The sequence below is a fragment of the Falsiruegeria litorea R37 genome, assembly GCF_900172225.1.
GTDB lineage: Bacteria > Pseudomonadota > Alphaproteobacteria > Rhodobacterales > Rhodobacteraceae > Falsiruegeria > Falsiruegeria litorea.
On the sequence record NZ_FWFO01000001.1, the window covers coordinates 2,220,315 to 2,233,864 of the forward strand.

The following is a 13,550-nucleotide window of genomic DNA, read 5'->3' on the forward strand; positions in this document are numbered from 1 at the left end:
CAATTCCGCACGGATGGTGCGAACAAGATGAGACCCGACCCACAGAGGACACGCACTTTGGCTTTGCACCCACGGCTTCCCATTTTGCTGGGACTGGTAGCTGTGCTCATGGTCGGGTTTTGGGTCTGGGCCTCGCCTGCATCTTCCATGGGCATGACGCTAGAGGCCGAAACGCATTGCCCGACAGAGATGACATGCCACGCGTCGGACAGAGACACAGGCTGTCAGAGCCATCTTTGTGGGGCTGATCTTTCTACGACCCTTGTCTCTGCATCCGCTTTCGACACGCTTGGGCCTGCTGCCGACGCGGTTTACCTCTCCTTTACGGCCGGCATTCGACCAGAGTTCGATCCGCCTCCTCCTCGCCTTTGCTCGTGACCGACCCTTCCACGCCCTCGGGCGTGAAATTGCGAACGAACACGAGAAAACCCGATGCAAACTGCTAGATTGAACAAAAGTGGGCCTGACGCGCCAAAACATGCCAGGCCTAGTGTCACCACCAGCCAGAGGGCGAGACCATGACGGACCATATGAACACCCGCCTGACACGTCGCAGCTTTATGGCCTCGGCTGCGGCGGCGACGCTGTTGCCTGTTGCCGCGCAAGCCTCTGTCCCAACACTGACCGCACGGCCCGGGCAGATCCGCCTGCTGCCGGATGAGTACCCCGAAACAGAGGTCTGGGGCTTTGACGGACAGGTGCCCGGCCCGCTTATCCGGCTGAACCAGGGGCAAACCCTGACCCGCAAGCTGGTAAACCAACTGCCCGCTCCCACATCTATCCACTGGCATGGGCTGCGCCTTCCAAATGCGATGGATGGCGTGCCGGGTATCACCCAGGCCGCCGTCCAGACCGGAGGGGATTTCACCTATAGTTTCACGCCACCCGATGCAGGCACGTATTGGTACCACTCGCACCATCAATCGACCGAACAGGTGGCGCGTGGCCTCTACGGTGTGTTGATCGTGGACGAAACCGAACCGCCAGATGTGGATCACGATCTGACGGTGGTTCTGGATGACTGGCGGCTGACGCAGGACGGCAAAGTATCCGAGGATTTCGATCGCCCGCACGACTGGACCCACGCCGGACGGTTGGGGAATTTCATTCATACCGTGACCGCGCCTCAACTAAGCCGCGTGCAGAAAAACGCCCGACTGCGGCTGCGCCTGATCAATGTGGCCACCGACCGGATCATGGAGATCAGCCTGATCGGGTTGGAGGGCAAAATCGTCGCCTTCGACGGCATGCCACTGTTGCAACCCGAGAACCCCGAACAGCTGTTCATCGGACCGGCACAGCGGGTCGATCTGATTGTCGATGTCACAGCTGAGGAAGGCGAAGACGCGCTGATCGCCAGCCATGAACGCGATGGGGTTTATGCGATTGCCGAGTTTCCTGTGTCCGGCTCAGGTACTCACCGCGGCGACATCCCCGCCCTGCCCGACAACCCACATCACCGGCTGACGACGATCAAAGATGCCCGCAAGGTCCCGCTCAAGATGGAAGGCGGCGCCATGGGCGGCCTGCGCGAGGCGACTTTCAAAGGGGAACGTCTGAGCATTCAAGAGATGGTGCAACTGGGTCAGGCCTGGGCCTTTAATGGTGTGGTCGGCATGCCGGACGAACCGCTCCTTCGCTTAAGCACGGGTGAGACGGTGATGATCGAGATGGTCAACGACACCGCCTTTGCCCACGCCATGCACCTGCATGGCCAGCACTTCCAAGAGGTTCTGGCAGATGGCAGCTTTGGCCCCCTGCGCGATACGTTGTTGATGGCGCGTGCTGAGACGCGCACCATCGCGTTCCGCGCCGATGCGCCGGGTAAATGGTTGTTGCATTGCCATATGCTGTCCCATGCCGCAGCCGGCATGCGCACCTGGCTTCAGGTTGTGTGACGTAGATGTGCGGGGCGCTCAGCCCCGCGCGCTAGACCCCAAGGCGATTAGCGTGCAGCCGGTCATAATGCGGCTTCATCCGCCGATGCACCCGCTGCACCCGCTCGGGCGTGTTCTCCAGATCCACGTATTTACGCTTTTGTGGCGTCAGGCCGGTCGATTTGGCCAGGTTTGCATGGAATGACCCGCCGTCCCACCAGCTGTGCGCCGACGGATCACCGCCCGGCTCCCAACTCAGCGCGTCGGACAGAAACGGAATGTCGACCGCCTCGCAGAACGTGCGGGTCATGCGGTGCGGGTCTTCAAGCAGATCGTCGCTGTCGATCACCGGGGGCGCGATGCCGTTGAGCGCCGTCAGCAGATCAAAGAGCGCCCGTTGTTCGGGGAAACCAACCTCCAACTCATCGAAATCGGGCCATTTGTTGTACATCGATGTGATGGTTTTGGCCGGGTCGCGGATCAGGAAAGCGTGGGTGAAATGCGACAGAAACTCGGCATCCCACATATGATTGATGTAATGGGGAAAGTCCTTGATGAACACCGGGCCCTGTTCCGCCCGCGCCCGGATGTCCTCCCAGACGCTTTCCAGGGTCAGACCGGGCGTGGTCTTTTCCCCTGCGGTAAAGCGCGGCCAAAGCGGGTCTTCGCCCTGATACCAGGCCTCGCCAAAAGGTTCGTGCAGGCAATCCAGATCCCCGCGCTGGCGCATCATCCATTCAAACGCGGTCGAGGTCGACCGGGGCACCGCCCAGAGGGCAACGATCTTGTGCATGATTATCCTTTCAGCGACGACAACAGGCGGCCCTGCTGTGTTTCAGGTGCCAGACCCAGTGTTTTGAACACCCGCCAGTACAGCGCGATGTCGTGACCAACGACCGGCTTGCCCAACCGCTCCTCAAGCGCTGCATCATAATGCACCGGGCGCTGTGCGATCCCGTCTTCTGCGCGGCGATAGTTGCTCATGCCGTTGATCAGATAGGCGTCCACGTTGGGCGCCTGTTCGGCAGTGTAGTCGAAGGACTTCCAGATCAGATCCTCATCAAAACACCAGATGCAGTCATCAACCTCCTGCTGCGAGGCGAACCACCCCTGATCAAAGAAATTCCCGGCCCAGACGACGTCAAATCCGGCCTCACGCAGAAAGCCCACAGTACCCAGGTACCAGCTTGAGGGGTGATAGCAGGCGTTCAGCGCAACCTTTTCCACGTTCAACGCGTGCAGCGCCTCGACCATGGCGTAGCCTGCCATGTGAAACGGTGTCTCGTATTTGTCCGACAACATCTCGCAGTGCTGGCGGATGCCTTCGACCCCCAGGCCACTGGCATGAACCCAGTTCGACCCCACCTGCCCGCAGACATCAGCACCATTGTTGGCCATGCATTCCATGAACTCTTCAAGCAGGCCAAAGTTCTTTTTTCGCTGATCCAGCCGGTGCTCATAGTCGGGCACATGCAACATCCGGCCATGTGCGCCGACACTGCGCGGGGCCATGCGCAAGAAGTCGGACGGGGCCGCATCAAAATCATGCGGCGGACAGGTGAACCCAACCTGATGGGGAAACAGTTTCACCTTTGGGTCGCGCCATTTCGGCGGTTTTTGATATTGGCTCATGGCGTGGGGCACCCGATTGCTGCGTCAGATGGCCCGATGCTGTCGCAAGCCCATTGCCAAATCCATTGCTTTCGCAGGCCACGGTCAATATCAATTTTGATATGAACAAGCGACGATACTCTCTCCCCTCAACTTCTGCACTAACCGCGTTTGAAGCCGTGGCCCGACGCAAGGGTTTTGCGCGCGCGGCCGAAGAGCTCAACACCTCGCAACCCGCCATAAGCCGCCACATCCGCAATCTTGAGATCCGCTTTGGCACCCGGTTGTTTCACCGCGATGGCCATGATGTCCGCCTGACCCCTGCGGGCGAAGGGTTCTACGCCTCGGCCCTGCAGGCGTTGGATGGGTTGCAGCAGGCGGTGGACACCGTGGCCCAGACCGCGCCCGAGGTGACACTGGCCAGTTCGCACGCGGTATCCCACCTGCTGTTGATGCCCCGCTACCGCGATCTGCGGCGCGCCTTGGGCAAAGGGGTCGAGTTGCGGTTTTTGACGGCCGAATACCATCTGATCGGGGCCGCCATCGAAACCGGGGCCGATATCGTCTTTGAATACGCCCGCACCGCGCCCGACCGGGACCATGTTCTGATCTGCCGGGAAGAGGTCAAACCCGTCGGCACGCCCGAGGTGATCACACAGGCGATGGCGGCTTTGAACGGCGACGCCGATCCTCCGGGATTGTTGGAATTGCAGCAAAAGAACCTGGGCTGGACCACCTGGACCAAGTGGCAGGCGGCACACCCGGAAACTGCGGGTTGGACGGAATGCGACGCGCACGACAACTATGTCTATCTGCTGGAAATGGCAGCCGCAGGTGCCGGGCTCGCCCTGGGATGGCGCGGATTTGTCGGCGGGTATTTGGACCGGGGCTCATTGGTTGGGTTGCCGGGTGACTGGCTCTCGACAGATGTCGGGATCTATGCCCGGTTGACCCGCAATGGCGAACGCAACGACAAGGCGCGTGCCTGCCTGACGGCGCTGAAAACCCTGTCCGGCAAATGAAAAGCCGCAGGGGCCTGGACCCCTGCGGCTTTGATATGGTCAGGGCCACCCAAAACGGGCGGCCCTGCTCACATTACTCGGCGGGTTCCGCCAAGCCTGCCTTTTCGCGGTGACTGTCGCGATACAGCGCCTTGGCCAGCGCCACGCACATCAGGCCCATGACCATCGTGAACGGCAACGCGCCGATGATCATCGCATTGCGCAAGGCATCCATCGGGTTGTTTTCACCCGCTGCCATGATCAGCGCACCGATCACGGCGGTCAGGATCAGACCCCAGACGATCTTGTGCTTGTTGCCGACCTCTTGGTCGCCGCCCGACATGATGGTGTTCATCACCAGGATGCCCGAGTCCGCCGAAGTGACCAGGAAGGTCATGATCAAAACCACACACATGATGGTCAGACCCTGCAGCAAGCCACCTTCGATCATCTGACCCAGGGTGACGAACAGCTTGGCGGTGTTGGACGCGCCGATGATTGCACCGTCTGCCCCACCGGTCAGTTCCAAATCAATCGCTGTGCCGCCCAGGATGGTCATCCAGGCAAAGCAGACCAGCGCCGGAGCGAACACGCAGCCCACGATGAACTCGCGCACGGTACGCCCCTTGGAGATGCGTGCCAGGAACAGGCCCACGAAAGGCGAGAAGGCAATCCACCAAGCCCAATAGAAGGTGGTCCAGCCCGCCTGCCAGCCGAACTGACGCGCAGGTTCACCCGCTGCATAAGCCGCCGTCAGAACGTCGTCGGACAAAGCTGCCGCGTCGCCTTCCAGACCGGACTTGAAGCCCGCGAACGATCCCCATGCGTTGGTTGCTCCGCCGCGCAGCGCGTCGGCAAAGGGAGCTGCTTCGCTTGGCAGACCAGCGGCAAAATCAGCCGCAGATTGCGGACCAAATGCACCAAAGCTGAGCGAGATGAAGTTCAGCATGTAGTCGACAAAGGCCGAGGCATAGGTGCTCATCGCAAAGAGGAACGAGCCGAAGACCACAAAGGTCAAGAGCAGGATCAGCGACAGGACCAGGTTCAGGTTCGACAGGTATTTCACCCCACGACCAACACCCGATACAGCCGAGATGATCGACAGTCCCATGATGACGAACAGGCCAGCCAGCAGGCCAACCGTGCCCGGAGCCGGAGCTTCGCCCGTCATATCCATCATCCATTCCATGCCGGTGATCGCATAGACCCCGTCGATGAACTGCGACACGCCGTAACCGATGGTTACGGAAACACCCAGAATGGTGGCCACAACACCCAGGACGTCAACTACGTGACCCAGGAACCCGTTCAGCATCTTGCCAAACAGCGGCGTCAGCGCCGTGCGGATGGTCAGCGGCATGTTCCGGGTGTACGCGTAATACGCCAGCGACAGGCCGGTCACCACGTAAATCGCCCAGGCATGAAAGCCATAGTGCAGGAAGGTATAGCGATACCCCGATTGCAGGGCAGCTTCGGTGTTGGGTGCGACCTCTTGTGCGATCACAACAGGGTTCGATCCCCACAGGCCAAGCGGTTCTGCGGTTGCAAAGACCATCAGACCCACGCCCAGACCGGCGCCAAACATCATCGAAAACCAGGAAAAGTTCGAGAACTCTGGCGCCTCACCGGCCGGTCCCATCACCTTTTTGCCGGTTCCGGGCAGCAATGCCACGACGACCAGGAAGAAGATGAAGAGCCCGACGATGACGATGTAAAAGACGTTGAACGTCTCAAGCAGGCGGCTGTTGAGGCTGCCGAGCACGCCGTTGGCATTGGCAGGCCAGACCAAGGCCCAAAGCACAAGTCCGACCATGATGGCTTTACTGAGCAAAGCGATTTCGACGCTGTGCCCCTCATAGAACCCACCTGAGGATCGCTTGATCTCCAGATTGGTGAAGGGTTGCTTGATTGACATGTGTTTCCTCCCTGTTCGCACGTGTCCCTTGGTTCGGATGGAGAGATTTATTCTGGCCGCCACGCTCCGAACCGGACGTCGCGACCTTGGGTTTAGGTCAGAATGGCTTCGATTTTCTCCAAGGTTGCCACATTCACCGCTACACCGTTTGACTGTGCGGCCAGCCGCTTGGACCGGCGGCCATCACCGGGCAAATGTGCGCCGGATTGATCCCGGATCACTTGGACGAGACCGGCAATACCGGTGGCAAAAGCGTCACCTGCGGTGGCCTTGGGGTCGATTGCAATGAACATTTGGCCGGTTTTTGGTGGTCCGCCCGCTGTTCCCGAGAAGGGCGAAGCATGCACGCCAAGCGTCGCGCCGGTCAGTGCCGCGGCCATCACCTCGGTCAGAATCGCCACACCGACGCCCTTGTATCCACCCGACGGCGCCATCGACCCCTTGAGGCCAACATTGGGATCGGTGGTGGGGTTGCCGTCGGCATCCAAAGCCCAGCCAACCGGGATCGCCTTGCCTTCACGCGCGTGTTTAATGACCTCGCTTTTGGCGATTGTGCTGGCACTTTGGTCGATGAGCAACGCGGGCTGGCCGTCGGTCCCCGGCACCGCGATGGAAAACGGGTTGGTGCCCACGACCGGCTTGGACCCGCCAGACGGCGCGATAGAGGCCGGCGCATTGGTGAACCCAAGTCCCACCAGTCCCTCCTGCGCCAGATGCCATGTGTGATAGCCCAGAACCCCGCAGTTATAGCTGTTGCGAATTGCCAGCACGGCGATGCCCTGCGCACGCGCGGCTGGGATCAAGGCGTCGAAACCGGCGTCAATCGCGGCATGCGCAAACCCGGTGGCCGCATCCACGTTCACCACGCCCGGTGTTGGTTTATCGACAGCCGGGATCGCAGAGCCATCCACCTTGCCGCATTGCACATGCTCGCAGTAGATCGGGATGTAAGCCAAGCCATGGCTGGCCACACCATCGGCCTCGGTCGCGGCCGTGGCAACCGCGAGCGGTCTTGCGTTGGCCTCGGACGTGCCCGCAGCCACTAGGGCGCGGAACGACAGATCTTCGATATCTGCGAGTGTGAGCGTGCGGGTCTCGATCATGGTCTGGCCTTTTTGTCAGTCGTTGTCAGAAAGCCCGGCACCGGCGCCCAGCAGACGGGATTCTTCGGTGGCGGGGGCATAGGTTTTGTGGGCAAACCGGTTCAGGGCGTCCCAATCGGCGGAGCGTGGCGACGCACGGGTTCGCCGAAGAGAGGACACAGGCAGGTCGCCCCCTGTCGTGATCATCACCGTCTGGGCCATTGTCGGCCAATCCGCGGTCGACGACAGGATCTGGCCATCGGTACAGACGGTCATGCCGTCACAGTCCAGCACAACCGGCTCGTTCAACTGCCGCGCCGCCAAGGCGGCAAAGGGCAACACAAGCGCGGGAACGGCGACGTGCTGAATGACGATGGGCTGTCTGCTCAGAAGGTGGGCGCTGTCCGAGAGCAGGCAACCCGTGCGCAACGGGCACAAGGCCCCCTTGCCCACCCAGTCACCGTCCAGCGATACCGGCGCGTGCACATCGCGGTCAGATTGTTCCAGAAGCCCGGCCAGAAATCCGACCCCGTCCAGGTCATGAGCGCACAGCCAACGTATCGCCTTGGCGGTGTCCTCGGCCAGGCCCCATGTAAAGCCCGCGCCGCGTGTGGCGCGTTTGGCGGTGACTTCGACCTCGTTCAGGGAATAGCTCATTGCGCCCCCTCCTGTGGATAGACCCAAAGGTCGGCGGTCTGTTCCGACAGATCTTCTGGATAGGGTGCGCCTGCGTACATGCAGATCCGCACCCAACGGTCCGAGCGCGGGTCGAAATGCGTCGCCCCAAAGAACGACAGTTTCGCGCGCAACATGTCGATGGGCAGCACCTGCGCGCTGATCGTGTTGTCGCGGATCTCGCCATAAGGCGCGACGCGGCTCATTTGTGCCCGCCGGACAGTATGCCGGTGTTCGGGATGGGTCAGCAAGAATTCGGCGACCGTGCCTTGTTGCCCAACCAACGCCCGGTGTGCCAGTGCCGCATCCCGTGCAGGTGCAAGCGGCTGTTCATACTCCGCAATGGGTTCGTCAAACCGCTCGCCCATGCGCGGCTCCAGCTTCTCTTCGGACACATACCAGGCGCGCGCGCAATTCTGGGGCGCGTCCCAATCCAGATCGAGCGCCCAGCCAAAGCTGTCTTCGAGCAGCCCCCGCACATCTGCCACATCCATCGACCCGTCGATGACAAAGGCCGCGCCATTGCTGTCAGCCATGCAGGAGGTCAGACCGTCCACAAGATCCGGGTAAGGTTCCAGGATCAGCGAGGCGACGAGTTCTTGTCCCTCTTCGCTGAGTTTGCCCGCGGCCCAGTCCATCAACCGGTTCCAAGGATGATCAGTGATCAGATCATCGGCGGCGACGTGAGCAGTGAGTTTCGCCAGATCGCTTTTCAGTACCGCCAGCTTTTCGATCTGGATCGGATGTTCGGACCGCCAGCGGTCAACCGAAACCTCGCTTCGGCGCAGCATTCTGCGAAACACCTGCGCCTCGCTTTCACTGGCCTCGCTCACCGACCGCACACGCGCGATGGCCTCTTCGCGCACCATGATCCAGTTGTTGAACAGGATGGGGTGGTTGACGATGAACGGCGCCATGCCCAGACCCGTCGAATTTCCGATCCCCAAGCGCCGCGCAATGGTCGGGTCCAGCGTCACGGCCGTGTCGCCGCCCTTGGCATGAGCCATATGTTGCACTAGATCGCGCACAAAGGTGCGAGTCAGAAACACCGACAACATCTCGGCTTGAAACGGGGCTTGCACCTCTGCCCGGTCCGCGATCTTTTCCCGGTCGGCCGCGCCAAACTTGCCCGAGCCATAAACGGCCGTGGTGCGCATCAGATAGCCGACCTTGTCGATCTGTTCGAAATCCGGCTGCTGGCCTGCCGCCAGACGGTCCACCACATGCGCCCACAAGCGCACCGAGCGGTTGGCCCGCGACAGCGACAACTCGTTCTCGCTGACCCGTCCCGCCTCTTGCAACGGCACGTTCTGGGACAGCCGGTCAATGTCCGCTTCGGTCGGCACGCCGTCAAACAGCGCAAAAGTGGCATCCCAAGCCTCGGCAATCACCCGGTCCGAGCGCATCTCGGGCGGCAGGTCATGGGCAAAAGCCACCAGCGAATAGGTCCGCTCTGGCCCCTTGGCCGAATAGACCGCGCAGCCCACCCCGTTTTCATCAATCCGAAACACCGGACGCGAAAAGCTCCAGTTTTCCTGCGCCATGCGGCGGGTCAGCTGCCGCATGAAGCTCAGGCGGCATTGATGCAGCGACCCCAGCCGCGACAGGCGCATCACTGTCGCTGGGTCCCGCCGGGGGATGGTTGTTTGCGCAGTTGCGTCCATCAGCGTTATCCTTGTGGCGTGAAATTCTCAGCAAAGAACCGATACCAGTTCCCGCCCATGATCCCGTCAATCTCCGTCCCGTTCAGGCCGGTCGCGCGCAGCCCTTGCCGGATGTTGCCAAAGTGGCGGTTGTCTTCGAACCAGCTGGGCATCGGTGGGAAACCCGGATTGCTGGCCGAGCCCTCGCCATAGTCGATTTCCTTGGTCCAGCGGCCAACGCGCATCCATTCGACGATGCTGTCAGGCTGATCCTGACACAGGTCGGTGCCGATGCCCAAATGCTGCGCGCCGTATTTCTCGGCCGTCCGCGCGATCATCTCGCAGAAACTTTCCAGCGTGCAGTCGGACTTGTCCTTCAGGTGATGAGGGTAGACCGAAAACCCGAGCATCCCACCATTTTCAGTCACCGCTCGAATAACGCTCTCACGCTTGTTGCGCAGTGCCGGCTGCCATTCGTGCGGGTTGGCATGGGTGATGGCGATGGGGCGTTCCGAGATTTCGGCCGCTTCAATGGTCGAGCGGTCCGCCGAATGGCTCATGTCGACGACCAGACCCACCCGGTTCATTTCCTTGATGACCTGCTTGCCCATACGGGTGATGCCGGGGTCCTCGGCCTCGTAACACCCCGTCGCCAGCAGCGACTGGTTGTTGTAGGTCAGCTGCATGAAGCGCGCGCCGAGTGTGTGCAGGATTTCCACCAAACCGATGTCATCCTCGATCGGGCTGGGGTTCTGAAAGCCAAAGAACACCGCCGTGCGCCCGGTTTTCCGCGCGACGTCGATGTCGCTGGCCCATTGGCCTTTCATGATCAGGTCGGGGTACTGCTCAAACCAGCGGTTCCATTTCTCGAAATTCAGAACCGTTTCGCGAAAGTTCTCATGATACGAGATGGTGACGTGGATCGCATCCACGCCGCCCTCACGCAGTTGGCGGAACACCTTTTCCGACCAGTTCACATATTGCAGGCCGTCGATCAGGTAGCCGGACATGGGGTGACTCCATTTGATGCAAGGCGCGCCAGGCCCGACCTCGGGTGGGCTGCGTTACAGTGAAAAGAAGAACTCCCTCGCCATACTTGAGCCCGTTCCATTTGCCGATCCGTCGCAAAAGGCCCTCCTGGGGGGGAGGTCGGGCCTGGCGTGCCGAAGTGGCACGCCCGCGTTTGACGAGGGGGAGTAGGCATCAAACAGGACCGGCACTGATGTAGGCGGTTTTGACGGTTGTGTAGAATTCAGCCGCTGCCTTGCCCTGCTCGCGTGGGCCATAGGAGCTGTCGCCACGACCCCCGAACGGCACGTGATAGTCGGTCCCTGCGGTTGGCAGGTTAACCGTCACGACACCGGTGCGCGCATTGCGGCGGAAGTGCGTCGCGCGGGCCAGCGACTTGGTCACGATGCCCGAGGTCAGGCCAAAGTTGGTGTCATTGACGACGCTCAACGCCTCGTCATAGCTGCCGACTTTGATTACGGAGGTCAGCGGGGCAAACATCTCTTCGCGGTTGACGCGCATGTCGTTGGTGGTGTTCAGGAACACACCCGGCGACATATAAAAGCCCTCGGTCGGCATTTCGAGGCGTGCACCACCGCAGGCCAGCTCGGCCCCCTCGGACTGCCCCAGGGCGACATAGTCCAGGTTTTCCTGCAACTGCTGCGCGCTGACCACGGGACCCATCTGTACGCCCGCTTCCAGAGCATGTCCCACTTTCATCGCCTGCGCACCAGCAACCAGCTTCTCGACAAAGGCATCATGGATGCCCGCATGCACCACCAGACGCGAGGACGCGGTACATTTCTGACCCGTGCCGCCGAATGCGCCACCCAAGGCCAACGACACAGCCAGATCCAGATCCGCATCGTCCATCACAGCCAAAGCGTTCTTCGACCCCATCTCCATCTGCACTTTGGTCAGGTTCTGGATTGCCGCGGCTGCAATGCCCTTGCCCACCGGAACCGAACCGGTGAACGAAATGGCATTGACCTTGGGGCTTTCGACCAGACGCTGTCCGATCGAACGGCCCGACCCCATGACCAGCGAGAACAGGCCCTTGGGAATGTCCTGACGCTCGATGATCTCGGTCAGGGCCACCGCAGAGGCCGGCGTGATGTTGGCCGGCTTCCAAACCACCGCGTTGCCATAGCAAAGCGCCGGAGCAATCTTCCACGAGGCGGTCGCGGTGGGGAAGTTCCAGGGCGAGATGATCGCGACAACCCCAACAGCTTCGCGGCGCACGTCCACCTCGATATCGGGGCGTACAGAATCCGCGTTCTCGCCGATCTGACGCAGGCATTCGGCGGCGTAGTAGGTAAAGAATTGACCCGCCCGATAGACCTCGCCCTTGCCCTCGGCCAGCGGCTTGCCCTCTTCGCGGCTGAGCAGCGTGCCGAGTTCCTCGGCCCGCGCCATCATTTCGTTGCCGATGGCGTTCAGCACGGCCTGCTTGCGTTCCAGCCCATAAGCGGCCCATTCGGCTTGTGCGATGCGCGCCTGATCCAGCGTCGCGTCCAGTTGATCCGAGCTGGCCTGCGCGAACATGCCAACCAGATCGCTCAGATCCGAAGGGTTACGGTTTTCGATTTCGATTTCGCCAGCCAGCCATTCGCCGGCAATCAGGTTCAGTTTGGTCACAATACGCCCCAGACAACAGAATTTGGTTTGGGGCAGGATGGACTTTGGCGACCACATCAGTCAAATTCAATTAGCTCAAGTCAATTTCAATTACACTGAACTCATGTCGATCAAACTGGAAACCCTTCGCACCTTTTGCACCGTGGCCCAGACCGGCAATCTGGCCGAGGCTGCCAACCGCTTGGGGCGCACGCAATCAGCGGTGTCCATGACGCTCAAGCACTTCGAAGAGCATCTTGGGCGCAAACTGTTTCAGGGCGAGCGCAAAGCACAGCTGTCGGCACTGGGAGAGCAGGTTTTCGAACAGGCACTCAAGCAAGTGCGTGAATATGATGAAACCATACAGGGCATCGAATCCGCTGCTCGATCCCGGCATGGTCAAATCCGCATCGTATCAGTCCCATCCGTGGCGGCAGTGGTGTTTCCCGCCGTGACCGATCATATGACCAATCGCTTTTCCGGTCTGAAGATCGAACTGCGCGATACACATACCGCGCAAATTCTGGATGCGCTTTTGACCGGGCGCGCCGATATCGGCATCGCCTCGGGCCACCATTCGTTAAACGGGATCGAAGCGATACCTCTCTTTTGCGATCAGTTTGGTCTGGTGGCCTCTGCCGACCATCCACTTGCAATGTCGTCGCAGTTACCAACACTTGAAGATGTCGTCACGCCCAAGTTTATCCGAAACGCGCTTTGCGATCTGATTCAGTCTCTTGCGTTTCTGGAAGCTGTCGAAAAATCAGACGTCACCATTCAGAACACGCTATCTTTGATTGCGATGGTTCAGACTGGCGAATGGGTGACGATCCTGCCGCAAACGGTTTCGCGGTTTTTGCCGACCGACACAGTCTTTCGTCCAATTGCCGACCTCTCGGACCAACGCGAAGTCTACCTCTACATCCGCACCCGTACCCCCTATGCGTCCATAACGCAGGACTGCGCCGAGTTCATCCGGTCACGGGATTGGAGCTGAACAGTCATGTTGAAAAGTGGCGCACCCATCAGGATTCGAACCTGAGACCTCTGCCTTCGGAGGGCAGCGCTCTATCCAGCTGAGCTATGGGTGCCTAGGAACGGGCTATAAAAGATCGCTTGCC

General features: G+C 60.6%; 11 protein-coding genes and 1 tRNA gene. 3 read left to right on the forward strand and 9 right to left on the reverse strand.

Going from position 1 to position 13,550, the window contains the following annotated elements; translation table 11 throughout:
• The first annotated feature begins 518 nt into the window (after positions 1 to 518).
• Positions 519 to 1,898 (forward strand): multicopper oxidase family protein, encoded by a 1,380-nt coding sequence (locus tag TRL7639_RS10835; RefSeq protein WP_235820301.1) that lies wholly within the window; start codon positions 519 to 521, stop codon positions 1,896 to 1,898.
• A gap of 31 nt (positions 1,899 to 1,929) precedes the next feature.
• On the opposite strand, the gene TRL7639_RS10840 is transcribed toward TRL7639_RS10835, so the two are convergent.
• Positions 1,930 to 2,670 carry a sulfotransferase-like domain-containing protein gene (locus TRL7639_RS10840; protein ID WP_085795686.1) on the reverse strand — a complete coding sequence of 247 codons (741 nt, stop codon included), beginning with the start codon at positions 2,668 to 2,670 and terminating at the stop codon, positions 1,930 to 1,932.
• A 2-nt stretch (positions 2,671 to 2,672) separates the two neighbouring features.
• On the reverse strand, positions 2,673 to 3,509 hold the full coding sequence (locus tag TRL7639_RS10845) for a hypothetical protein (protein WP_085795687.1): 837 nt from the start codon (positions 3,507 to 3,509) through the stop codon (positions 2,673 to 2,675).
• Between the two features lie 101 nt (positions 3,510 to 3,610).
• On the opposite strand from TRL7639_RS10845, the gene TRL7639_RS23455 reads away from it, so the two are divergent.
• Positions 3,611 to 4,510, forward strand: coding sequence for a LysR family transcriptional regulator (locus TRL7639_RS23455; RefSeq protein WP_133057641.1), 900 nt, complete (start codon positions 3,611 to 3,613; stop codon positions 4,508 to 4,510).
• Positions 4,511 to 4,583: 73 nt separating this feature from the next.
• On the opposite strand, the gene TRL7639_RS10855 is transcribed toward TRL7639_RS23455, so the two are convergent.
• From TRL7639_RS10855 to TRL7639_RS10880, 6 genes are all read right to left on the reverse strand, one after another.
• Complete coding sequence (locus tag TRL7639_RS10855) at positions 4,584 to 6,404, reverse strand: BCCT family transporter (RefSeq protein ID WP_085795689.1); 1,821 nt, start codon at positions 6,402 to 6,404, stop codon at positions 4,584 to 4,586.
• A gap of 92 nt (positions 6,405 to 6,496) precedes the next feature.
• Positions 6,497 to 7,507, reverse strand: a complete 1,011-nt coding sequence (locus TRL7639_RS10860) for an Ldh family oxidoreductase (protein WP_085795690.1) — start codon at positions 7,505 to 7,507, stop codon at positions 6,497 to 6,499.
• A gap of 15 nt (positions 7,508 to 7,522) precedes the next feature.
• Positions 7,523 to 8,143, reverse strand: a complete 621-nt coding sequence (locus tag TRL7639_RS10865) for a DUF3726 domain-containing protein (RefSeq protein WP_085795691.1) — start codon at positions 8,141 to 8,143, stop codon at positions 7,523 to 7,525.
• Complete coding sequence (locus tag TRL7639_RS10870) at positions 8,140 to 9,825, reverse strand: hypothetical protein (RefSeq protein WP_085795692.1); 1,686 nt, start codon at positions 9,823 to 9,825, stop codon at positions 8,140 to 8,142. Before TRL7639_RS10870 ends, TRL7639_RS10865 begins: the two co-directional genes overlap by 4 nt.
• A 5-nt stretch (positions 9,826 to 9,830) precedes the next feature.
• Complete coding sequence (locus TRL7639_RS10875) at positions 9,831 to 10,814, reverse strand: membrane dipeptidase (RefSeq protein WP_085795693.1); 984 nt, start codon at positions 10,812 to 10,814, stop codon at positions 9,831 to 9,833.
• A 193-nt stretch (positions 10,815 to 11,007) separates the two neighbouring features.
• Entirely contained in the window at positions 11,008 to 12,450 is a 1,443-nt protein-coding gene (locus TRL7639_RS10880; RefSeq protein ID WP_085796379.1) for an aldehyde dehydrogenase family protein, read from the reverse strand.
• A gap of 103 nt (positions 12,451 to 12,553) precedes the next feature.
• On the opposite strand from TRL7639_RS10880, the gene TRL7639_RS10885 reads away from it, so the two are divergent.
• A complete protein-coding gene (locus TRL7639_RS10885; protein WP_085795694.1) occupies positions 12,554 to 13,426 on the forward strand; it encodes a LysR family transcriptional regulator in 873 nt (290 codons plus the stop codon).
• 17 nt (positions 13,427 to 13,443) lie between these two features.
• On the opposite strand, the gene TRL7639_RS10890 is transcribed toward TRL7639_RS10885, so the two are convergent.
• Positions 13,444 to 13,520: transfer RNA gene (locus TRL7639_RS10890), tRNA-Arg, on the reverse strand.
• Positions 13,521 to 13,550 lie beyond the last annotated feature (30 nt).